The organism is Streptomyces sp. AK02-01A, from assembly GCF_033795305.1.
Taxonomy (GTDB): Bacteria; Actinomycetota; Actinomycetes; order Streptomycetales; family Streptomycetaceae; genus Streptomyces.
Map to the genome: position 1 here is coordinate 1 of NZ_JARBAE010000004.1, position 23,349 is coordinate 23,349.

Annotated in this window: 19 protein-coding genes; 14 read left to right on the forward strand and 5 right to left on the reverse strand. The window is 67.8% G+C overall.

Going from position 1 to position 23,349, the window contains the following annotated elements:
- Positions 1-22: 22 nt before the first annotated feature.
- Complete coding sequence (locus PV679_RS06205; RefSeq protein WP_319679024.1) at positions 23-3,895, forward strand: polyketide synthase dehydratase domain-containing protein; 3,873 nt, start codon at positions 23-25, stop codon at positions 3,893-3,895.
- Between the two features lie 118 nt (positions 3,896-4,013).
- Here the strand turns inward: PV679_RS06205 and PV679_RS06210 are convergent, their stop codons facing one another.
- Together PV679_RS06210 and PV679_RS36150 are read right to left on the reverse strand one after the other, a co-directional pair.
- On the reverse strand, positions 4,014-4,913 hold the full coding sequence (locus tag PV679_RS06210; protein ID WP_319679025.1) for a class I SAM-dependent methyltransferase: 900 nt from the start codon (positions 4,911-4,913) through the stop codon (positions 4,014-4,016).
- Between the two features lie 15 nt (positions 4,914-4,928).
- The gene (locus PV679_RS36150) at positions 4,929-5,420 is read right to left on the reverse strand and encodes a beta-ketoacyl synthase N-terminal-like domain-containing protein (RefSeq protein WP_416069663.1); all 492 of its coding nucleotides are present in this window, start codon (positions 5,418-5,420) and stop codon (positions 4,929-4,931) included.
- Between the two features lie 663 nt (positions 5,421-6,083).
- Here PV679_RS36150 and PV679_RS06215 point away from each other — a divergent pair.
- Both PV679_RS06215 and PV679_RS06220 read left to right on the forward strand, forming a co-directional pair.
- On the forward strand, positions 6,084-6,332 hold the full coding sequence (locus PV679_RS06215; RefSeq protein ID WP_319679026.1) for a type II toxin-antitoxin system CcdA family antitoxin: 249 nt from the start codon (positions 6,084-6,086) through the stop codon (positions 6,330-6,332).
- Entirely contained in the window at positions 6,329-6,730 is a 402-nt protein-coding gene (locus PV679_RS06220) for a DNA-binding protein (protein WP_319679027.1), read from the forward strand. The genes PV679_RS06215 and PV679_RS06220 overlap by 4 nt, the downstream gene beginning before the upstream one ends.
- A gap of 533 nt (positions 6,731-7,263) precedes the next feature.
- Here PV679_RS06220 and PV679_RS06225 read toward each other — a convergent pair.
- Complete coding sequence (locus PV679_RS06225; RefSeq protein WP_319679028.1) at positions 7,264-7,758, reverse strand: hypothetical protein; 495 nt, start codon at positions 7,756-7,758, stop codon at positions 7,264-7,266.
- 263 nt (positions 7,759-8,021) lie between these two features.
- On the opposite strand from PV679_RS06225, the gene PV679_RS06230 reads away from it, so the two are divergent.
- The 8 genes from PV679_RS06230 (at position 8,022) to PV679_RS06265 (ending at position 17,477) form a co-directional block, all read left to right on the forward strand.
- Positions 8,022-9,257, forward strand: coding sequence for a helix-turn-helix domain-containing protein (locus PV679_RS06230; RefSeq protein WP_319679029.1), 1,236 nt, complete (start codon positions 8,022-8,024; stop codon positions 9,255-9,257).
- Entirely contained in the window at positions 9,254-9,826 is a 573-nt protein-coding gene (locus tag PV679_RS06235; RefSeq protein WP_319679030.1) for a flavoprotein, read from the forward strand. The genes PV679_RS06230 and PV679_RS06235 overlap by 4 nt, the downstream gene beginning before the upstream one ends.
- 593 nt (positions 9,827-10,419) lie before the next feature.
- On the forward strand, positions 10,420-11,667 hold the full coding sequence (gene fxlM, locus PV679_RS06240) for a methyltransferase, FxLD system (protein ID WP_319679031.1): 1,248 nt from the start codon (positions 10,420-10,422) through the stop codon (positions 11,665-11,667).
- 63 nt (positions 11,668-11,730) lie between these two features.
- Positions 11,731-11,904: an FxLD family lanthipeptide gene (locus PV679_RS06245; protein WP_319679032.1), complete on the forward strand. Its 174-nt coding sequence runs from the start codon at positions 11,731-11,733 to the stop codon at positions 11,902-11,904.
- 98 nt (positions 11,905-12,002) lie between these two features.
- Entirely contained in the window at positions 12,003-15,065 is a 3,063-nt protein-coding gene (locus PV679_RS06250; RefSeq protein ID WP_319679033.1) for a lantibiotic dehydratase, read from the forward strand.
- Positions 15,062-16,237, forward strand: coding sequence for a lanthionine synthetase C family protein (locus PV679_RS06255; RefSeq protein ID WP_319679034.1), 1,176 nt, complete (start codon positions 15,062-15,064; stop codon positions 16,235-16,237). The genes PV679_RS06250 and PV679_RS06255 overlap by 4 nt, the downstream gene beginning before the upstream one ends.
- Before the next feature lie 28 nt (positions 16,238-16,265).
- Positions 16,266-17,246, forward strand: coding sequence for a thiopeptide-type bacteriocin biosynthesis protein (locus PV679_RS06260; protein WP_319679035.1), 981 nt, complete (start codon positions 16,266-16,268; stop codon positions 17,244-17,246).
- Between the two features lie 45 nt (positions 17,247-17,291).
- On the forward strand, positions 17,292-17,477 hold the full coding sequence (locus tag PV679_RS06265; protein ID WP_319679036.1) for a hypothetical protein: 186 nt from the start codon (positions 17,292-17,294) through the stop codon (positions 17,475-17,477).
- A 423-nt stretch (positions 17,478-17,900) separates the two neighbouring features.
- On the opposite strand, the gene PV679_RS06270 is transcribed toward PV679_RS06265, so the two are convergent.
- Positions 17,901-18,239, reverse strand: a complete 339-nt coding sequence (locus PV679_RS06270; RefSeq protein ID WP_319679037.1) for a thioredoxin family protein — start codon at positions 18,237-18,239, stop codon at positions 17,901-17,903.
- 80 nt (positions 18,240-18,319) lie between these two features.
- Complete coding sequence (locus tag PV679_RS06275) at positions 18,320-19,738, reverse strand: DEAD/DEAH box helicase (RefSeq protein WP_319679038.1); 1,419 nt, start codon at positions 19,736-19,738, stop codon at positions 18,320-18,322.
- Between the two features lie 478 nt (positions 19,739-20,216).
- Between PV679_RS06275 and PV679_RS06280 the strand changes: the two genes are divergently transcribed.
- From PV679_RS06280 to PV679_RS06290, 3 genes are all read left to right on the forward strand, one after another.
- Positions 20,217-20,432 carry a DUF6243 family protein gene (locus PV679_RS06280; RefSeq protein ID WP_319679039.1) on the forward strand — a complete coding sequence of 72 codons (216 nt, stop codon included), beginning with the start codon at positions 20,217-20,219 and terminating at the stop codon, positions 20,430-20,432.
- Between the two features lie 757 nt (positions 20,433-21,189).
- A complete protein-coding gene (locus PV679_RS06285) occupies positions 21,190-22,593 on the forward strand; it encodes a helix-turn-helix transcriptional regulator (RefSeq protein WP_319679040.1) in 1,404 nt (467 codons plus the stop codon).
- A 15-nt stretch (positions 22,594-22,608) separates the two neighbouring features.
- The gene (locus PV679_RS06290; RefSeq protein WP_319679041.1) at positions 22,609-23,346 is read left to right on the forward strand and encodes a toll/interleukin-1 receptor domain-containing protein; all 738 of its coding nucleotides are present in this window, start codon (positions 22,609-22,611) and stop codon (positions 23,344-23,346) included.
- Positions 23,347-23,349 lie beyond the last annotated feature (3 nt).

Below are 23,349 nucleotides of genomic sequence, written 5' to 3' on the forward strand. Positions count from 1 at the left end.
CGTCCCAGCCCCCGCCCCCGCCGTGTCGCAGCCGACGACCATGCACGCGCTGGTCGCCCAGCACAGCCACCGCGTGATCGCGCTGCACCAGGACGTCGTCGCCCAGCACATGCTGTCGCACCAGAGGTTCCTCCAGACCAGAGCTCAGATGCTCACGGCACTGGTGAACGCCGCGGCGGGAACCACGCCACCGCCTCCGTCTCCGCCCCCACCGCCGGTGCGCCCGGCCGCTCCGCCGCCGGCCATACCAACCGGTTCCCAGTTGCCGGAGTCCTTGCCAGGACCGAAGTTCGACCGGGCCGGACTGGAACACCTCGCCGCGCAGCGGATCTCCACCCTCTTCGGTCCGAAGTTCGCCGCGCAGGACGAGTACCCGGTGCAGACGCGGATGCCCGAGCCGCCGATGCTCCTCGCGGACCGGGTCACCGGAATCGACGCCGTACCCGCGGCACTGGTCGAACTCGGCCCGGAGCACGCCACCGGCACGATCTGGACCGAGACGGACATCCGCCTCGACAGCTGGTATCTCGACGCCACCGGACGGATTCCTGCGGCCCTGATGATCGAGGCGGGCCAGGCGGATCTGTTGCTGATCAGCTGGCTCGGGATCGACCTGGTCAACCGAGGCGAGCGGGCCTACCGGCTGCTGGGATGCGAGCTGACGTATTACGACGGTCAGCCCGAGGCGGGGGAGACACTGCGGTACGAGATCCACATCGAGCGGCACGCCCAGCACAACGGTGTCCGCCTCTTCTTCTTCCGCTACGACTGCTACGTCGGAGACCAGCTCCGGCTGAGCGTCCGCGACGGTCAGGCCGGCTTCTTCACCAAGGCCGAACTCGACAGCACCGACGGAGTGCGCTGGGACCCCGCCGACTCCTCACCGGCCGATGACGTTCCCCTCGACGCTCCAGCGGTGCCCGGCGCTCCATCGAGTTTCACCGCCCAGCAGGTGCTGGCCTTCGCCGACGGACGGCCGGCGGACTGCTTCGGCCCCGGCTGGGAAGCGACCAGGGCGCATGTGCGCCCGCCTCGTATCGACAGCGGCCGGCTGCTGCTGCTCCAGGAGGTAACCGCGTTCGACCCGGCCGGCGGCCCGTGGGGACGCGGCTACCTCCGCGCCGAGACGCCCGTCTCGCCGGACGACTGGTTCTTCGACGGGCACTTCAAGAATGATCCCTGCATGCCAGGAACCCTGATGCTCCAGGGCGGGCTGCAGGCCATGGCCTTCTACCTGGCGGCCACGGGCTTCGCCGTCGCCAGGGACGGTTGGCGCTTTGAGGTGGCGGACGAGCGGCCGTACACCGTCCGGTGCCGGGGGCAGGCCACCCCGGCGAGCAAGCGGGTCGTGTACGAGGTGTTCGTGCACGGCCTCTCGGCCGGGCCGGTGCCGACGCTGTACGCCGACGTGCTGGGCACCGTCGACGGGATCAAGGCATTTCACGGTCAGAACATCACACTCCGACTGGTACCCGACTGGCCGCTGTCGCACTGGCGGCGGCTGGGAGAGCACGTGGAGCAGACGAACGGCACCCCGCTCCCGCTCGCTTCGCTCGGCGGCCTGGTCGGCTACCGCGACTCGAAGGCGGCAGTCGTGTCCGACGGGTTCGCCTTCGACTACCCCTCCTTGCTGGCGGGCGCGTGGGGAAGGCCGAGCGAGGCGTTCGGCGCCGCGGCCGCACCCTTCGACGGCACGCGGAGGATCGCACGACTGCCCGGGCCGCCCTACCACTTCATGACCCGTGTCGTCTCGGTGGACGATCCGCAGGGCGCCATGCGGCAGGGCAGCAGCGTGGTTGCCGAGTACGACGTGCCCGACCAGGCGTGGTATTTCGAGCAGAACGGCGGCGTCATGCCGTTCGCCGTGCTCATGGAAATCGCGCTGCAACCGTGCGGGTGGCTGGCCGGCTACACCGGCGCTCCACTGACCACCGAGACCGATCTGCTCTTCCGTAACCTCGACGGGACGGGAACAGTCACCGGCGAGATCCTGCCGACGACAGGGACCGTGCGCACCGAGGCAGACCTGACCACCGTCTCACGGAGCGGTGAGATGATCATCATGTCGTTCGGGGTGCGCTGTTTCGCCGACGACGCGGAGGTCTTCTCGCTGTTGACCGTGTTCGGGTACTTCCCGTCGTCGGCCTTCGACAACCAGACCGGACTGCCCGTGTCCGAGAGGGACCTGGCCGCTCTGGAAGCTCCCTGCGACCGGACGGTCGACCTCACGATGTCTCCCGACCGCTACTTCGGCAGTCCGGCCCGGCTGCCCGGCCCCATGCTGCTGATGCTCGACCGGATCACCGGTTACTGGCCGGAAGGAGGCGACGCCGGGCTCGGGCGACTGCGGTCGGAGAAGGACGTCGACGCGGGCGAGTGGTTCTTCAAGGCGCACTTCTTCCAGGACCCGGTTCAGCCGGGCTCACTCGGAATCGAGGCGATGTGCCAACTTCTCCAGTTCTACTTGATCGAGCGCGGACTCACCTCGGGCGTACCGCGGCCCCGGTTCGAGCCCGTCATGCTCGGTCACGAGGTGATCTGGAAGTACCGCGGACAGATCACCCCGGCCAACCGGTTGATCAGGGTGGAGATGGACATCCTGGAAGCCGGCGAGGACGCGCGTGGACGCTATGCGATCGCCGAAGCCCGGCTCTGGGGGGACGACACATGCATTTACCACGCCCGGGGGATCGGCATGCGCGTCGTGCCGGGAGACGGTTCGCCGTCGGTGGTGGACACGCTGCTCGATCCCGGCGTCGATACCTGGGTGGCTGACCACTGTCCGACCTGGACACTCCCCGCGATGCCGATGATGTCCGTGGTCGACAGGCTTTCCCAGGCCGCGGCGGACTACACCGGGCAGAGCGTGGTCGCCGTGCGCGACGTTCGTCTTCGCCGCTGGATACCGCTCACCGAACCCGTCCGGCTGCGGACCGAGGTGGAACCCGGGCCGACCGGGCTCGCGGTGAAACTGCTGACGTGGCGGGAAGCGGGAATGCCCGCGCTGTCCCGGTACGAGGAGGTGGCGCGGGCCACTGTACTGGTGGGCGACTGGCCGGACACCCGGCCGGACAGGTTCGCCGCGCTGCCGGACGCCGTGGTCCAGCCCGACCCGTACGAGTCGGCCGAACTCTTCCACGGCCCGTCGTTCCAGTACCTGACCTCGTGGGCGACCGGGTCCACCGGTTCCTCCGCGATCCTCGATGCCGGGCGCGGAACGGTGCCGAAGGGGTGCCTGGGTCAGGGGCTGCTGGACGCGGGGGTGCAGGCCATCCCGAACAACAGCCTGTGGCGATGGGTAGCGGAGATCGGTGACGGCAAGGTCGGATTTCCGCTCCGGGTGGTCTCGCTGGAGCTGTTCGAAGCCCTGCCGGATGCCGGTGAGATCGAGGTCGAGGCCCGCTTCACCGGTTTCGGCTCCGGCCAAGCGGGCCTCGGGCCGTTGCCTGCGACCGAGGTCCAGTTCTGTGTGGACGGACGGGTCGCGGCGGTGCTGCGGCTGATCTGCATTCTGTTGCCGATCGGGTTGCTCTCCCGTGTATCGCCGTTTGAGCGCCGGGAGTTCTTGGCCAACGCTCGTCCCCTCAACGGGCCGGGGCTGACCAGGACCGTGGACGGGACGACGACACTCCACGCGGGGGAGGTGGACGAGGTGGACTGGCTGCGAGGCACGGTGGCGCACGCGTGGGGCCTGCCGCCGGGCTCCCGGGCCAGTGATCACCTTGAGCTCATGGCCGTCAAGGAGCACGTCGGTCGTCTGGCCGGGGTGCATCCGTCCACGGTGGAGGTGAACGCCGACCTGCGGACCGCCCGCGTCGCATCGGGGCAGCCGTATTACGTCCAGGTGAACCACGTGGGAGACAAGGTCACCGTTCGCTCCGTCCACGCACAATGAAACGCCGACACATCGTTCGCCGTCGCCCGTGCCGACCGGTGCGTGGCGCCCACCTGCTGGTCGGTCACTGTCCTGACTGTCCTGGGGCCACCCGGACGCGGCATGTCACGGTTTCCCGTCACGCGGGCTTGTCGAGGACCAATGCGTTGTACCCGGTGGCTGTGCTTACCGCCCGGTGGGCGTGGACGGCTTTGACGAAGTACTGCCAGTCGCGGGCACTGAGTTCCCGAAGACCCCGCCAGCGCAGGCACAACGTCTCCCGGCCCGCCCGGGACCCCGCCATGGTCGCGGCCCAGGTGCTCACCCACGCGAAACGGTCGGTGACAGCGCTGGACCAGTCCAGGACGTTCTCCACGCGAAAGCCGACCGCGAGGGCGTGCTTGAGATAGCTGTCCAGGGGCTCGAATTCCTCGAACTGCCAGGCCCCGCGTACCAGGCCGGCCGGGTCGAGATCCTGGATCATGTGCGGGTCCGCAGTACGCCAGGTGAAATCGACAAGGACAAGCCGGCCACCGGGACGCAGAACGCGAAAGCTTTCGGACAGGAAAGCCCGCCGGCCTGCCGGACCGAAGTGGAAGGCCGCTTCGAGACAGTGCACCTGATCGAACGAGCCGTCACCAAGGTCCCAGCCAACTGCCCGCGGAGGCAGAGCGGTCACGTCGGCAACCGCGAACGCGACATTCGGAAAGCGCCCGAAACGCGTCCGCGCCTGGCTGATCTGCCCGTCACTGACGTCCAATCCGAGGACGTTGCAGCCGACTTGACCCAGCGCGGCCGTCGTACAGCCTCGTCCGCAGCAGGCGTCGAGCACCCGTTGCCCGGCTGACGTCCGCAGCAGCGACATCGACTGCCGGGCCAGACGCCGTTGGAAGAAGGCCAACCCGCCCAACAGCGCGGGCAGGGTGGGAACGGTGAAGTACCCGAGGTTCACCAGATCGCCCCACCCCATGTGCCTGAGGACGTGGAAGAGCACGTTCTCGTCGCTGTAGGCGTCGGAGATCCCACTGTCATCCCGCATGGCGAAATTCTTCTCTCAGGACGCTGTGGGAACGCCGGCGGACGCAACAGCCACCCGCTCGCGTGGGCGGTGCTCAGGAAGTCGGCGTCGTCCGGTGACATCCACCGTGGTGGCAGTAGGTCGTGTCCCGGCGAAGGGATCAGGATCGCAATGGTCTGTGCAGTCGGTGCCGATCATGATGTCGCGCCAGAATTCCCGTACGTCCCGGGCCGAGGGAAACGTCCCCGCGAGCCCCACGATGGCAATCGGATTCCGGCTCAGCCGGTCGTCGAAGGTATCGTCCCCCACGCGGCACACCCCTCGTTCGCTTCTCACAAGGCGAGCACGGCGTACGCGCAAGGCGCGCCACCGGCACACAGCGTGGCCCAGACGGGACACCGTGTCGACACCGCCGTCGATCACATCGTTTCGGTCCTGGTTACGGTCCGGCCAGCAAGCTGCAACATCGCGGTGGGTGCTAAAAATAAACCTCTGACAGTTCACTCGATTGAGCGGCTTCTTACCCATTTCGGCACCCAAGCCCTCACGAGCGGAAACACTCCTCTGCCAGGCTGCGTCCGCATCATCGATGGCACCTCAGGCGGCCGCTGTCCTGGGCCAGGGCCGGCGGGCAGTCCACGGCTTCGCCGCGCGCCTGATCGCTGCCGCAGGCGTGGCCCGACGCGGCGCAAATGTCCGTCTCACGCCACTGCCGCACCAGTAGGGGCGGTAAACCACGGCCACCCGGAGCACGTGACGGCGGCTCCGCAGATCACACCCAACAGCCAGGTAAGCCGCTGACCTGCGAGAAAGCAAACAAAGCGCCTGTGATTCCCAAGCTCAGAGCGCGAGTTCGATTCTCGTCACCCGCTCCACGATGAACCCCCAGGGAAATAACCCGGGGGTTGTTTGTTGTCTAGACCATCTCAGGGCCGCGCGCCATTCGCGTGCCATAAAGGACCGATTATCGCGCGGAATTGAGAAGCGCAAGCCTCTGGACAACGGCTCGATGCTAGCCATCTCATATCGCGAGATCCATTTCGAGTGACCTGCGCCACGCGATGGCCGGATCGTGCCGGCGCCTCCCCCGCCACGGACAGCCCGACCACGACGCCCCGTTTCACCGTTGGAGCCCGCAGGATCGCACCCGAAGCACACGCCGACACGCGCATACTCCAGTATGATGCCATCATGTCCTCAACGACTCGCATCACCGTCACCCTCCCCAGCGACCAGGTGGCGGAGCTTCGCAAGCTCACGGACAACGTCTCCGGCTACGTAGCGGAGGCCGTAGCCCGCCAGATCCGGCACCAGCTTCTGGGCGAGGACCTCCGCCGCCATGAGGAAGAGCACGGACCCTTCAGCGACGAGGAGCTCGCCGAGGCACGCGCGAAGATCTTCGGCTCCGCCGGCACCTCCAAGGGCGCGGACGCCGCGTGAGCGAGCGCATCGAGACCGTTGTCCTGGACTCGGAAGGGCTCTCCGCCTGGATCGGTCAGGACCGCAAGCTCCTCGCCATGCTTCAGGTCTTTCACGACATGGGAGCCGACCTCGTGATCGGGGCGAACACCATCGTGGAAGTCAGCCACTCCCGTACCAACATGCCTCGCCTGAACTGGGCTCTGTCCCGCGTCAAGGTGGAGCCGGTCACCGAACAAGCGGCGAAAGCAGCAGCGGAACTCCTCAAGGGCGCCGGGCTGCACGGACACAAGTACGCCATCGACGCCACGGTCGCCGAGGTCGCCCTGCGTCAGCCAAAACCCGTCACCCTCCTGACCTCCGACAGCGACGACATGACCAAGCTCTGCGGCAACCAGGTCCGCATCATCCCTCTCTGACCCGACAGCCCACCCCGAGCACCCCCTGGCAGGGTCCGCCGCACCGCTACCCTCGTGCCCCATCCGTGCCCAGCAGAGCGGACAGCCGCGGTCAGGTACAGCTTCCAGAGACCATGGCAATCCAAGCTTCCTCACGGGAAAGCGCAGGTCATAGCCCCTTCAACGGCTCAAGCACCGCTGATCCCCAAGCTCAGAGCGCGAGTTCGATTCTCGTCACCCACATAAAAGCCCCAGGCCAGCGGCCCGGGGCTTCGTTGTTATCTAGACCATTTTCGGCTTGCCTAGCCCGCCACCAGCCCTATTCGCTAGCAGAAGGCAAGGTTCAGTGGACTACCGCGCCGCTCCGGAGCTTTCCGCGCCAGGCTTCTCGAATGGCGAGACGCATTCCTGTGAACTGGGTCACGCGGATGTGAGTTTATGCGAATGTGAGTTGTTGCGACATGGCGCAAACGAAGGCTAAAAGCCTCCATCCAGCCGCATGTGGGAGGACGGGTGCCTCATCGGCACCAGCTTGGCCCTCAGGACGTGATTAGTCAGAAGATACCGAAGAAGCGATGCCACCAGGTAGGCCGCTGAACGTGATGGGGTAGTTGGCTCGGCCCGTCGTAGTCGCACTCCAGCAGTTCCTCGGAAACCACCGCATATCCGAGGTCGGCCAACGCTCGATTGACCTTGGCAAGATCGGCGGCGTCCAACTCCCCCTCGGCCTGGGCCTCGTCCGTACCCAGGAAGGCTCCTGGGTTATCGGCACAGACGAGAGCCAAAGAGCCGAACTTGCTCACGCAGACGACGATCCGGGTCTCGCACACCGTTGCTTCCGCCGGTACAACGACACGTCCGTACTCACTGGAGTCCTGGGTGTCCTGCCCAGCGGTGCAGCGAGCCGCGAAGCGGTCTTCCAGCAGGGCCACGAGACTCCCGAACAGAACGGCGTTCTCACCACGGTCGTAATGCCGCGGCCACTCCAGCCACTCCGGATCATCGAGCTCACGCAGCAGCGCCAGCAGATCCACTTCGCTCACCGTCACCCGCCCATCCTGACGTGGGAACCGCACCCGCAGCTACCCAAGCGCCGCAGGCACGCCCTTCCGACCGCTGGGCTCCCCGGCAACACCAAGGCCAGTAGCTTCCACTGATCACTCAGTACCGGACAGATCGTCCGTGCCTCCACGCACCACTGCTCTCACACTGAGCTCGTACAGCGCTGGGATCGTCCGAAGCTCCGGCCCCGTCCATCACGTTGCCGCGTCGCTATCGTGGGGAGCGCCCCTACATCACGGAGGCAGCACGTATGCGTGGTCTCGGAGATCACCTGAGCATCGGCGAGCGAATCGCCTTCCACCGCAGACGCCGTGGCTACACGCAGCAGGTACTGGCCGGGCTCGTCGGCCGCAGCACGGACTGGCTGGCAAAAGCGGAGTCCGGTCGGCGCAAACCGCCGCGTATCGACATGCTCGCCGAACTGGCCCGTATTCTCCGCGTGCCGCTCGGAGAGCTGGTCGGCCAACCCGTACTCATGGAGGACGACAGGGAACAGGACGATGTCCCGGCCGTACGGGACGCGTTGATGAGTCCGCGTCGTCTTTCCCGGCTGCTGTACGGACCGGAAGCCGAGGCACAGCTCCCGAGCCCCGGCCCGACCGCCGAACTCGTAGAGCAGACCTGGGACGACTACCAGTCCGGCCGGCTCGGCAAGGTGATCGCCAGGCTCCCCGGCCTCCTCCAGACCGCTCAGGAGCTTGAGGACCGTGCCGCCCGCGCCACCGCGGAGCGCCGGGACTGCTGGGCCGTTTCCGCCCGGGTGCACCACCTCGCCGCCACCACGCTCGCGAAGATCGGGGAATCCGACATCTCGTGGCTCGCCGCCGAACGAGCCATGCGGGCCGCCGACGAATCCGGCGACCCGCTGGTCCTGGCGTCCGCCGCGCGGTCCGGCACACACGCCTTGCTGGCCAATGGCCGGTATGGCGACGCCATGGAACTGGGCGACACCGCGTCGGCGTGGTTGTCGGCCCGGGTCGGTGAGAGCGATCCGGCCGCCTTGAGCCTGCTGGGCATGATCTATCTACGGGCTGCCATCGCTGCGGCCCGGCATCAGGACCGGCCCACCGCGACGAGTCTCCTGAACCGAGCGGAGGCGCTCGCCAACCAGCTCGGCTCCGACGAGAACCACTGGCAGACGAGCTTCGGACCGACGAATGTCCTGCTGCACCGGCTGTCGGCGGAGCTGGACCTCGACAACATCTCGTATGTCGTGGAGCACGGTCAGATCAATGTGGACCACATGCCCCCGGAGCGCGGTGTCTCCCACCGCATCGACCATGCCCGTGCCCTCTCACTGGCGGGCCAGGGCGACAGTGCGTTCGCGGAGCTGTGTACTGCCGAGCACGCGTCAGCTCAGCTCGTACGGAACAATCCCCGTGTACGGGACACGCTGCGCGACCTGATCAAGCAATTCCCGGTCACCGGCAGCGCTCGTTCGTCGGAGTTGCTCATGATGGCTCAACGATGCAGGGCGGTGGAGTGAACACCAAGAAGCGGGGAGTCCTCGGGGTCGTGGGCACGAGTGCCGGCGGAGTCGAAGCGTTGCGCATCGGGCTGGTGGAACCGGCTCTGGCGCGCGGGTGGCAGGTCGCCGTGACACTCACTCCGACGGCCGGCCGGTGGCTGCGGATGAACGGTGAGGTCGACCGGCTGGAGAAGCTGACCCGCCTGCCGGTACGAGACGAACCCCGACTGCCCGGCGAGGCAAGGCCGCACCCGAGCGTGGACTGTTACGTGGTCGCCCCCGCCAGCGCGAATACCGTCGCCAAACTCGCGACGGGTATCGCCGACAACCAGGCGCTGACGCAAGTAGGGGAAGCCATCGGCACCCTGGGGCTACCGGTCGTCGTCTTCCCAAGGGTGAACGCCGCTCACGCCCGCCACCCCGCCTGGCGGCGCCATATCGCCGCGCTGCGAGAGGCCGACGTCCACCTCGTCTACGGCCAGGACATCTGGCCGCTGGACGAGCCACGCGCGGCCGCCGCCGGGCGCGACCTGCCGTGGGAAGCGGTGCTGGACACGATCGACCGAGCCATGGGGGCCACAACATGACGGCTCGTCAACTTCCCTAATCTGCGGGAACAGAGGACCCTGACAAACTGTCCGGGTCCTCTGTTCGTGGCGCATCGAAGCTTGCTGCCATGCCGGAGATGGTCGAGCGACACAGCGCGGGTACGCACAAACGGACCACCGCACCCAACGGTATGCCCCGTTCAGGCCCCTCGATACCGTTGTTCGGCAGAGGCGGTGGCGGCGGTGAAGGCGACCCTCCCCACCGAGGAAACGGCACCTGCCGACACCGGGCTCCGGCAGGCGATCCGCATGGACATCACCCCGCAGCTCCACCTCGTGGCCCCCGTACGACACGCCGTCCCCAGGCGCAATGGTTTCTCGCCTCCCAGCTCGTACGGACCCTGCGCCGTGTCGAGGTCGTTGAACTGGGCGACCTTGTGTCTCAGTCCACTTCCCAGACAACCACCCGGCGGTCCGGATGCTTCGGCCCGGCCCTCTGGGCGGTCCCAAATCCCGACGCGAGGCGAGCGGCTTGACGCTCGCTCACCACGCGAGGCGGAAGCCTGGCGCCGGGTCGCACAGAGCAACTTCGCAGCCACCCTCGGCGCGCACTGTCGAGAAGGAGAACCCCAATGAATGACGTCCCCGACATGAGAACCGAAGAAGCTCAACCCGCCCCTTCCGACAAGCAGTTGCGCGACGAGATGGTCGGCAGCCTGGTCAAGCTGGGGGCTGTCCGGAGCGAGCGGGTCGAGGCGGCCTTCCGCACCGTACCGCGCCATCTCGCCAACCCCGATGTGGACGTGGCGAAGACCTACCGCGTGGAGGACGCCGTGATTACGAAGACGGACGCCGACGGGGTACAGCTCAGCTCAGTATCCGCACCGCGCATCCAGGCCATGCAGATCGAACAGGCCGGCATCGGACCCGGGATGCGCGTCCTGGAGATCGGATCCGGCGGTGTCAACGCGGCCTATCTCGCTGAGATCGTCGGCGAGGATGGCCTGGTCGTCACCGCGGACATCGATCACGAGGTCACCGAGCGGGCCGAGAGGTTCCTGACCTCGACCGGCTATGGCAGCCGGACGCATGTCGTCACGGGCGACGGTGAACTCGGAGTGCCGGAGCACGCCCCGTACGACCGCATCCTCGTCACCGTGCAGGCTGCGGACATTCCGCCGGCCTGGACCGAGCAGCTCGTGGATGGTGGCCGACTCGTCGTGCCGCTCCGGATGCGCGGGATGACCAGGACGGTCGCGTTCATGCGCCACGGCGACCGGCTGGTCAGCGATGGCTTCGAGCTGTGCGGCTTCGTCCCGATGCAGGGCATCGGCGAGAACCGCGTCCGCCTGGTACTGCTCCACGAAGCGGAGGGCGAAGAGGTCGGACTGCGGCTCGACGGCCATCCGGAGCCTGATGCCGAGGCCCTGCGCGCCGCTCTGGTGACTCCGCCGGTGAAGGCGTGGTCCGGAGTGACGCTCGCCGGAAATGAATCGAATGAGCACCTGGACATCTGGCTGACGACGGTGTTCGACAACTTGCCGCTGCTCGCCGGTAAGCCGGCGGCCCGGACGCGCGGCCTGGTCGCGTCGATCTCGCCGCACGGCATCCCCACGCTGGTGGACGGCGGCACCTTCGCCTACCGGACGGTGCGTGCCACCGATGACCCGGACCGCTTCGAACTCGGCGTGATCGGCCATGGCCCGCATGCCAAGGAGATCGCGGACCGCATGGTCGAGCAGATCCAGGTGTGGGACCGCGAACACCGCGGCGACCGCGCTCACATCCAGGTCTTCCCGGCGGGCACGCCGGAGGGCCGGCTACCCGCGGGCCGCGTCATCGACCGGCCGCACACGCGGATCACGATCACCTGGCCGTAGTGGCGCCGCCACGGCCAGGTCCTGCAAGAGCACATCCAGCACCCCAACAAGGAGGCACTTGAGATGGCACCTGCGACTCGGACCAGCGTCGCACCCCTGGCCGGATCGGAATTCGAGCTCGACATCGAGACCATCGAGTCCGCCCCGGTCGTGGCCGGCCTGCTGAACGACACCGGCGACGGCTGCACCTCCACCTGTAAGTCCGCCTGCTCGAACAGCACCTGCATCGGCGGCTGATCCAAGGCGCATGCAAGGTGTGGTGCCCGGGGCCCGAAACTCTGGCCCCGGACACCACACCGTTCGAGTGAACGAAGGTCAGTGAACGAAGAGGGGGTATGGCCTTGTACGGCACCATCGACGCGGCTCTGCTCAGGACCGCTGCTCATCCGATCTCGGAGAAGCTGCCTCCGTGGCCGGACCTGGACGGCACCACGGCCGAGGATGTGGACCGGTGGCGCTCCTGGATCGAACAGGTCTGGGCGATCGATGACCTCGCGGCGGCGATCGAGACCGCCAGCCCACCGCTCACCGAGGTTCTGAACAAGGTGCTCAGCCGACGCACGGATCAGCCCCGTGAAGTACGGCGCGCGGTGGTGTCCCTGGTCCGCTACTTGCTACGGATGCAGCACCGGGCCACGCCCTTCGGACTGTTCGCCGGCCCGGCGGCCGTACGCCTGGGCCACAGGGCAGAAGCACGCTGGGGCACCCGGCATCACGTCACCGCGCGAGCCGACGCCGAATGGCTGGACGACACGATCAACGCCCTGGAAGCGCACCCGGAGCTTCTCCGGCGCCTGCCCGTGATGGTCGACCCCACCTGCATAGTCCGGGGAACCAAGATTGTTGTGCCGCATCAGCCGAGGCAGGCCGGTCCCTCCGAGGTGACCATGCGGCGTACTCCTGCCATGGAGTCGGTGCTGTGCCTCGCGCGCTCCCCCATCGCGGCCGGAGACATCGTTGCCAAGCTGCTGGCCGACTACCCGGGCATCCCGGAAGTCGTGGTCGAGAACATGCTGCTTATCCTCGTCACGAACCGGGTTCTGCTCACAGGCCTCCGAGCGCCCATGACGACAGACGACACCCTCGGCCACGTCATATCCCAGCTCGACGCCGCCAGAGCGGACCTCGGCGGTGAGGCCGCGGCCACCGTCGGCCGGCTCCGGCAGATTCATCAGCTCGTCGTGCGGCACGACACGGCCTCGCCCGGCGAGCAGCGGACGATCCGGACCGAGGCCGTCCGTCGCATGACGGCGGTCAGCAGGGTGACCGACCGTCCGCTCATGGTGAACCTACGGCCGGACTGCGAAGTCGTACTGCCCACGTCGATCCCCCGCGAAGCCGAGCGGGCACTCGCGGCCATGGCCCGCATGTCGCCCTTCCCGTCCGGCTCCCCGGCCTGGCAGGACTACCGGGCCCGATTCCTGGAGCGATACAGCATGGGCACGCTGGTCCCGGTACGGGATCTCATCGACCTCGACATCGGGCTCGGTTACCCAGCCGGCTATCGGACCTCACTTCTGAAACGGCCCGTCCTTGCCACGAGCCCCCGTGACGAGCAGCTACTGACCCTCGCCCAGGACGCGGCACTGAACCGCGCACATGAGGTCGTTCTTACAGAGGAGGACTTCGGCGCCCTGGCCGTCGGTGACTTCACCCACGTACCCGCTCACGTAGAACTGTGCTTCTCGGTGCTGGCGCCGTCCCTCGACGCCTTGCGGGACGGCCGATTCGAGCTGAGCGTCGCAGGGCTGTCGCAGGCAGCCGGTACGACCGCAGGGCGCTTCCTGACACTGCTGGAGGCCCACGAACGTGCCCGAATGAGCGCGGCGTACATGGGCCTGCCGACGCTCGACGCGGCGGCGGCCCGCGCCCAGGTGTCCAGCCCTCCGATGCGCATTCGGACGCAGAACGTCAGCAGGGCTCCCGCCGTCCTGCCGCGCCTGCTGGCACTGAGCGAGCACAACCCCGCCGCCACCCTGGACCTGGACGATCTCGCCGTCGGTGCGGACGCGCAGCGCCTCTTCCTGGTGTCGCTCTCGACGGGTGAGCGCATCGAGCCGTCGGTCATGAATGCGGTGGAACTCACCAATGCCACCCACCCCTTGGTCCGCTTCCTCTGCGAATCCCACCGGGCCCACGCCGCCGTTCTGGCTCCGTTCTCGTGGGGAGCAGCAGTCCGGATGCCGTTCCTGCCCCGTGTCCGCTTCGGCCGTACGGTGCTCTCGCCGGCCTGCTGGCGGCTGCGGAAGAGCGACGTTGCCGGTGACGGCCGAGCACCGTGGCACCACCAGTTCACGGACTGGCGCTGCCGCCTCGGAGTGACCCGTACGGTCTACATCGGCTCCGACGACCAGCAGCTTCGACTGGACCTCGACGAGCCGGCCCATGTGCAGATGCTCCGTATGGAGCTGAAGCGCACGCGCACGGGAACGGTGACCGTGCATGAAGCACCTGGCGACGACGCGTACGGCTGGCTGGACGGCCGGGCCCACGAGATCACCATGCCCTTCGCCTCCACCTTGCCTCCCGACGCCGCACCACGAACCAGCGGCCCGGTCGTCCTGCGCCGTGACGGCGGGCGCCTGCCCGGCACATCCGCGTGGGCGTACGTGAAGCTCTACGGCCATCCCGACCGCGTACCGGAGATCCTGACCACGCATCTGCCGTCTCTGCTGGACAGTTGGGGCAGCCCCCCGCCGTGGTGGTTCACGCGCTACAGCGATCCGGGCAGCCATCTCCGACTCCGGCTACACCTTCCCGGTCCGGACGTTTTCGGCGACGTCGCGCAACGCCTCGGGACGTGGGCGGCAGTCCTTCGTAACGACGGAGTAATCAGCCGAGTCCAGTGGGATACCGACGAGCCCGAGACCGGCCGCTATGGCACCGGTTCTGTACTGGACGCCGCCGAACAGGTCTTTGCCTCCGACTCCGCAGCGGCCGTCGCGCAGCTGGCCCTCTCCATTCCCCGTGCGCTGCGCCCGGCGGTCACCGCGGCCGGCTTCGTTGATCTGACCGCTGGGTTCCTCGGAGATCCCGCCTCCGGCCACCGCTGGTTGGTCGAGCATTTCTTGAAAGGGGAGGGCACGGCGCCCGCGCGCGACGTACAGGCCCAGGTCGTCCGGCTGACCAGACCTGACGACGACTTCGCTGTCCTGCGCGCCCTGCCAGGAGGAGAGGACGTCGCCAAGGCGTGGAGGCAACGCCGGGAAGCCCTCGCTCTCTACCGCGCCTCGCTGATGGACAGCGGCGCCGATCCGACCGCTGTCCTGCCCTCCCTGCTCCATATGCACCACAACCGGGCCGCCGGTATCGACACCGCCGCTGAAGCCACATGCCGCCGTATGGCACGCGCCGCCGCCCTGTCCTGGACCGCGCGGCACGGAGGAGGACCGAAGTGATTATCTCCGCGACCGCTCTGCCCGCCGTGCCCGCCATGAACCCTGACACCACCAGCCGACAGTCCCTCTCACAAGGACCTTTGGGCACCGCGCTGCTCCACATCGAGCGAGCCCACCGGAACACTGGAACCTGGCAGACGGTGCACCGTTGGCTCTCCGCCGCGGCCGATCGGCCCCTCATCGACGGCAACACCGCTGGCCTGTTTCTCGGAGCGCCCGCGATGGCGTACGCCATGAACCTCGCAGCCGCCGACAGCGACCGGTACGCGGGAGCGCTGCACACCCTGGACTCCGTCGTTGCCATACATACCCAACGGCGTCTGGACGCGGCGCACACCCGTATCGACCGTGGCGAACTGACCAGCTTCGTCGAGTACGACCTCCTGCGCGGGTTGACCGGGCTGGGCGCCCTCCTCCTGCGCCGAACCCCGTACAGCGACGTCCTGAAGGGTGTCCTCTCCTACCTGGTACGCCTGACCGAACCGCTCCCGTCCGGCCCCAGCGGTCGAACGCTGCCGGGCTGGTGGGTGTGGCACGGTCCCACCGACCTTGCCGCACCCACGCCCGGCGGCCACGCGAACGCCGGCGTGGCCCACGGAATCAGCGGACCGCTCGCCCTGCTCGCGCTGGCCAGCCGACGCGGTATCACGGTGGACGGCCAGGACGACGCGATGCGCCGGATCTGCCGCTGGCTGGACGGGGTGCGCCAGACCAACCACCACGGCACCTGGTGGGCTCGCTGGGTTACCGAGAACGCTGCCGTTCCCCGAGGGCCCGCCGCACCGTCCTGGTGTTACGGCACCCCTGGTCTGGCCCGCGCCCAGCAGCTCGCCGGCATCGCCCTGGGCGACCTCACGCGACAGCGCATGGCCGAACGGGCTCTTCTCTACTGTCTGGCCGACTCCGTTCAGCTCAACCACCTGGCCGGACGCGGCCTCTGCCACGGCGTCGGCGGGCTGATGCGCGTCGTGCAACGCGTCGCCACGGACTCGGAGACGCCGACCGCACTCACCGTCCACCTGCCGCAGCTCAGCGAACGCTTCCTGGCAGTGGATCCCCCGAAGGACATCAGCTTCCTCGACGGCTCAGCCGGAGCGGCCCTGGCCTTCTACACCGCCGAGGCGGACGAGTTGCCGGCCTGTGACTGGGACACCTGCCTGCTGCTCGTCTGAACTGCCCGCTTCTCGAAGGGAAGTCCTGGTGAACCGGTACGACACGGGAGCCGCCGAAGAAGCCATCCTGGCCGTCCTCGCTGGAACGCCACTCGCGCAAGCCGCCCCTCGGGTGCCCACGTCCGTCGAACGTCTCGCTGAGGCCATCGAGTTGTATCGCGACGCAGGTCGAGCCGCACTCGACGCCCGACTCGACCCGTCCGGCTGGTACCAGGTGTACATCGACTTCGCCGACTACCCGACAGCTGAACAGACTGTCCTCGCCTACCTGGTTCCTGCACTGGGAGAGGCGACGGAGGCCGGTATGGTCGGAGGCTGGTGGTTCGTCCGCAAGCACCCCTGCTGGCGCTTCCGGATCTCGCCCGGCCCGGCCGGAGCCATCGAGGACGTCAAGAAGCACATCGCCGATGCTCTCGACAGCATGGTCTCGTGGGGCGTGGCGAGGCGCTGGGGGCCGTCTCTCTACGAACCCGAGTCCTTCGCGTTCGGCGGCTCGGCCGGTACCGCCATTGCTCACGAGCTCTTCCACGCCGACAGCGTCGGCGTCCTCGACTACCTGCGCCGTACGACAACCAGGACCGACCCAGGGCTTCTCGATCCCAAGGCGACCTCGCTCCTCCTGATCAGCCTGTTCCTGCGTGCCGCCGGACAGGAATGGAGCGAGCAGGGCGACATCTGGGCGAAAGTGGAGGCCAAGCGAGCGCTGCCGGACGACGTACCCGCCGAGCGGGTGAGCACCATGACAGGCACGCTACGGAAGCTCTTGACCGCCGACAGCGGCCCCTTGCTCACGGCCGACGGCCCGCTCGCGCCCCTGGCCGACTGGGCCGCAGCAGTGGAGCACGCCGGTCAAGCCCTCGCCGACGCCGACCGGGAAGGATGCCTCAGCCTCGGCACACGCAGCATCCTCGCTCGGCACATCCTGTTCCACTGGAACCGCATGGGATTCAGCACGAGCCAGCAAGCCATCTGGGCGCGAGCGGCCCGGGAGACGATCCTCGGCGAGTAAGGGGTAAGGCCGCCGGCTCGGTTCGACGCCGACTGCGGGAAGGCCGTGTTCGTACCTCACTGGCGCAGGCGAGGGTGGGCCGGCAGCCGAATCGCCGCCGCGAAACTGAAGTACTGCGGCCTTGAAGCGATGACCGACATGGTGATGCTGCTCGTCTCCGAACTGCTCACCAACGCAATGGTGCACAGCGGTACCACGGAGATCAATCTGCGCCTCGTCGTACGTACGTGACGGCTTCCTGCGCATTGCCGTCATCGACGGCGTGCTGGGCTGCGCCACTCCCCTGCACGCCGATGACAACGCCGTGTCGGGGCGCGGCCTCCTACTTGTCGAGAGCCTGGTAGAGGAGAACGGCGGGAGCTGGGGGGCCGTACCGGCGCCGACAATCAGCACATGGAAGTTGCGGTCGCTCAAGCCCGTCCGCTACTGAACTTGAACTCGCGTGGCGCCCAGGTTCGCTTCGATCTCGTCGTTCGATGAGCAGACTTCCGGCCACGACGGGTAGCCGCCGTGCGCGAGCACCAGGACCTCACCGGGGCACTCGCCGGTTTCGGTGAAGAGTGGTACATCTGCGGCCGCGAGGGAGCCCGGGCCGGTCACTGCGGGCACAACCTCGTCGGCCGGTATGCGGCCTGCTCAGAGTATGCGGCCTGCTCACAAGTGGGCGTCCAGGAACTCCCCGAGCGCGGTCCTGGACATCGGACCGCTCCCGGCCGCCATCGCCTCGCCCCGATCGATCAGCACGAAGGAGGGTGCGCCGGTGACGCCGTACCGCCGTACGGGGCTGGGGCACCTTGCGATGTCGGCCCGCACGACGATCAGTCGGCCCTGGTAGGCGTCGGCCACCTCCCGCACCAGGGGGTCCATTTCCTTGCATGCTGCCGCGGCCTTGGGCCACACCCCGTGGAAGTACGCGAGCACCGGCACGTCCGCCCTCGCCAGGATGAACTCGAACTCGGCGTCCTCCTGGGGTCGTTGGACCCTGTTCGCCATCGGCACTCCTTGACGCTCCACTCGATGCGAGGCAGTGGGTGCCTCCTTGTGTCTCCCGACCGCGGCGGCCGTACCGCCCGTCAGTGGGCCCGGCGCGCTCGGGCGGCTTTGCGGGCCTCCGCCATCGTGCGCGCCTCCGCGGCCTTGCGGGATTCCTTCGGCGGGCGGCCCGTGCGGGTGCCCAGACCACGGAACGCCGCGTTGCCGGTCTTCACCCCGTCCTGCACCGGCGGGCGCTTCGCGCCTGTGATGCTGGTCAGCCTCTCCTCGCCGGAGCGAACCTGAGCGACCGTGGGCCGGATCCCGGCGTCCGACATCATCCGGTTCACGTCCCGGCGCTGGCCGGGCGTCACCAGCGTGACCACGCTGCCGGACTCCCCGGCACGCGCGGTGCGCCCGCCGCGGTGGAGGTAGTCCTTGGGGTCGGAGGGCGGATCCACGTTGACGACGAGGTCCAGGTGCTCGATGTGGATGCCACGGGCAGCGACGTTGGTGGCCACCAGCACCGTGATCTCGCCGTCCTTGAACTGGGCCAGCGTGTGCGTGCGCTGCGGCTGGGACTTCCCGCTGTGCAGAGCTCCCGCCTGTATGCCGCTGCTCCGCAAGTGGCGGGTGAACTGGTCCACACCGTGCTTGGTGTCCAGGAACATCAGCACCCGCCCGTCCCGGGCCGCGATCTCGGTGGCTGTCGCGTACTTGTCGGCGGGATGGACGTTCAGTACGTGGTGCTCCATCGTCGCGACCGAGCCCTCCGCCCGGTCGACCGTGGCGAACACCGGCTCACTCAGATATTGCCTGACCAGTTGATCGACGTTGCGGTCGAGCGTCGCGGAGAACAGCATCCGCTGCCCGCCGGGAGGCATCAGGTCCAGGGTCTCCGAGACCTGCGGCAGGAAACCCATGTCGCACATCTGGTCAGCCTCGTCCAGCACCGCGATCCGCACCCGGTCCAGGTGGCAGTCCCGCCGGGCGACGAGATCGGCCAGCCGTCCCGGCGTCGCCACCACGACCTCGGCACCCGCCCGGAGCGCCGCCACCTGCCGGCTGATCGCGAGCCCGCCGACCACAGTCACCGAGCGTAGCCCGAGCGCCTCCGCGTAGGGCGTCAGCGCCTCGCTCACCTGCTGCGCGAGTTCCCTTGTCGGCACCAGGACCAGCGCGAGAGGGCGCTTCGGTTCGGCGCGGCGGCCCGCCGTACGTGCGAGGAGCGCAAGCCCGAAGGCGAGGGTCTTTCCCGAGCCGGTCCGCGCGCGGCCGAGGATGTCCCGGCCGGCCAGCGCGCTCGGCAGAGTGGCCGCCTGGATCGGGAATGGCTCCCGTACCCCGAGCCCCGCCAGCACCCCCATCAGCTCGACCGGCATTTCCAGCTCCGCGAAGGACCCGGCCGGCGGGAGGCCAGGCGCCAGTGTTCCCGGCACCGAGAGCTCGCCCCGCGGGGCCCTGCCCTGGTCGGACCTGCCGGGTCCGGAGCGGCCGGAGGCCGGCTGCTTCGCCTTCATGGGGTTCCTCGTTTCGGCGCCCTGAACGGACCGGGGCCCGTACCTTGTCCGGCACGGGCCCAGGATCTCTGCAAGCGTGACCCAACCTTACCAGCGCGGGCCTCGCGCCAGCCGTCGCGCGGCCCGGCCGGGCACCCGGCCCGGGGATCGTCACGCGCTGAAGGCCGGTAAGCCCCTCGACATCCGGGATGCTCTTGCCGAGCGGTACAAGGGTTCCTGCCGTAGATGGCCGGGCGCCGGACGCGATTGCCCCGCGGCTGGAGACCATGGCGGGCGATCGGGGAGTTCGGGATCGATGTCTCACGCTTGCGCTGATACATGACCAGCATGTCCGCGCACGGCGCATACTCGGCCGAAGGCCAGGACGCCGATTTACGAGTGAGAGCGTGATGGGCCCCTGCTGACGTCCCTCGACGTCGCCACGCCCGTCCCCCACCGATGAATCCGTAGATCACTTCACATCATTCCGGGAGAACCCATGACCGTGAGCAAGAACATCAACAACCCCGTGGGCATGGGCGGCGGCCAGCGCAAGAGGCTGTCCCGCGCCGAACGGCAGAACAATGGTCCGCACCGCAACCTCGATCGCAAGGAAGCGGCCGACCGGAAGGCGGAGCTGGTGCGCAAGATCCGCGAGAAGGCAGGCGCAGCCGAGGGCGCCGGGCAGACGGGCGATGACACCGCGCAGAGCTGACGCGCCACTGTCGCAGGGCGGCACCGCACGGGGCAGGGCCAGGGCCGCGACACACGGTCCGGGCCCCGCTGCCGTACCGGAGGTCTGCGGCCGTACCGAACGCGGCCGCTCCCGCTCAGCTCTCGGCCGACCACCAGCGTCTCAGCCGACCACCCGGGGATGGGCGTGCCACTACATGCCCGTCAGGACGGTGAACAGCGGTCAGCAGAGGCCCGAACGAAGCCACCGCGGCACGCTCCCAGAGACGCGTTTCCCCAGGTCAGAGGCGGGCAAGCCTACGAAATACCGGGTGATTCCCAAGCTCAGAGCGCGAGTTCGATTCTCGTCACCAGCTCCATATGAAAGCCCCAGGCCAGAGACCTGGGGCTTCTTTGTTGTCTAGCCCATTTTCCGGTCGCTCAGCCCTCCGCGGCTCTATCCGCTGACAGAAGCCACGTTTCAGCGGTCTTCCGCGCCGTCTCGGATCCTTTCCACGCCGGTCCTCTCGAATAGCGAGACGCATTTTGCGTGATCCGGATCATGCGGACATGAGTCGTCAGGCCTTTGCGGACGCGACGTCGGCTTCCGTACCGGCGAGGTCGCGTATTCGACTGTTGCCAGCTCTGACCAGGCCAGCGACGCATGCCGAGGCCGCCCGGAGCCATACACCTCGGGCGATCGCCCCTGACCGATGAGGAAGCGGTCATGTCGAGTCGCGACCTGGCCATGCACGCTCGATTCCGGATGTCCAAAATCGTTAGGCGGTCTGGACAGACGGATGATGCGGCTGCTGGCATCCGACTGGAAACAGGAAACATCAGAACTCGGCTTGTCCGACCCACAACCGTTACCGCACGCTTGCTCTCGGTTGCTCGGACGACCGGAGTCGGAGGATTGCATGGTCCAGCAGCCAAACCAGTTCGGGCGAGAGTTGCGGAGGCTGCGCCTGGCCTCCGGCATCACACTTGCCACCCTTGCCGGAATTATTCACTACAGCAAGGGCCAGTTGAGCAAGGTCGAGCGCGGTATCCAGCCACCCAGCGAGGATTTGGCCCGCCTCAGTGATACCGCTCTGGGTGCCAACGGTGCGCTCATCGCCCTGGCTCCAGCAGGACTAATGACCAAGAAACCCACAAGAACGGCTACTGACGACGAGGAGGTGTGGGTAATGCACGTGTCAACAGAAGGCCAGAGTTGGTTCCGGCCGGTCAGCCGTCGGCAGATGATGGCCGCAGGAGCAGCCTCCGCGATGTCGGGATTGGGCATCAACGGCCCTGCCGAGTCGGCGGCGGGAGGATTACTGGAAGTATCCCGTTCGCTCTTCGGGGAGTTCCGCCGACTGGGCCAGATGGGAAGCCCGGCGCTGGTACTTCCTGCGCTCATCACGCAGACGCACCTGCTTCGAGACACATCGACCTCAGCCGACCCGTCCACCCGCCGGGCGTTGCTTCGGCTCGCATCTCGGTATGCCGAGTACGCCGGCTGGCTGATGCAGGAGTCGGGAAATGAGGAGGCCGCCCTCTCATGGACTCGGCATGCGGTGGAGCTGGCGGATGCTGGAGGAGACCATGACCTGGCCGCTTACGCACTGGTCCGCCGGGCACTCGTAATGCTCTACAGGCGGAACGCTGGGCAGACGATCGAGTTGGCCCGACGGGCGCAGTTCAGCGCTCTCCCGCCGAGGATTCGCGGCCTGGCCGCGCAGCGGGAGGCCCAGGGCCATGCTCTCGCCGGCGACTACGACGCGTGCATGCGCTGCCTGGAACAGGCGCGAGCGCAATTCGACCGGGACGAGCGAGAAGCTGAGACTCCTGTCATCGGTCCCACTCACCTGTCTGATCCCGTGGGAATGATCACCGGCTGGTGCCTGCACGACCTGGGTCGGCCGCGTGAGGCCGCCGCTGTCCTGGACCGGCAAGTCGCTGAGATTCCGGCGGAGGCTCTTCGTACCCAGGCCCGGTACGGGGCACGTCGCGCACTCGCCCACGCCGCGGCGGGGGACATCGACCTCGCCTGCGTATTGACCGGCGAGCTGCTTGACTCCGTCACCGCTGCGAACTCCGCAACGATCGCCACCGATATGCGGCACCTCGCCCATACCCTGGCCCGCCACCCCAGGAACCCGTCGGTGCGCGCCCTGGCGCCTTCGTTGACTTCACTCCCGCACCCTGCCACCCAATAGAGAGGTAACAGGTCCATGCCCGACGTCTTCATCAACTATCGCACCGGAGATGGCGACAAGTGCGCCACCACGATCGAGCGCGAACTCTCCCGCCGCTTCGGAGAGGAGCGGATCTTCTATGCCTCGAAGTCCATCGGGGCCGGAGAGTCCTTCGACCGGGAACTCCTCCGCAATGTACGGCGAAGTAGCCTGCTCCTCGCTGTCATCGGCCCGACGTGGGTGCACTGTCCGCAGTTGCATGACGAACAGGACTGGGTCCGCAGGGAGATCCTGGAGGCATTCGCCTGCGGGATCACGGTGATCCCCGTCCTGGACGGGCGGGATGTAGAACGGTTACGCGAGGCCGACCTGCCCGCAGCGCTCAGTCAGCTCGCCAACCGCCAGTCGGTCCGGGTCGACCTGCGGCACAACGCCAGGGCTGACCTGGCCCGCGTCGGCGACGCACTCGCGACGTTGGTGCCCTCGCTGGAAGCCGCCGATCGAGACGCAGTACAGCCGCCGCCTGAGCCCAGCAGCACCAGTAACTCCACGGGCGAAGTGAACGGCCCCGTCGTTCAGGCCCGAGAATTCACCGGCGACGTGGGAACCGTGGTGAAGGGCAACCAGGGAGCCGTCCACACTGGAACAGGGGACATACACCATGAACCCCGTCATTTCTCTGGAGATGTAGGAACATACTTCGAGGGCGGCAATCAAGGGGGCGTCCACAACCGGTTCGGCACCTCGCGCAGGCGCGAGGACGGCAACAGGTGAGCG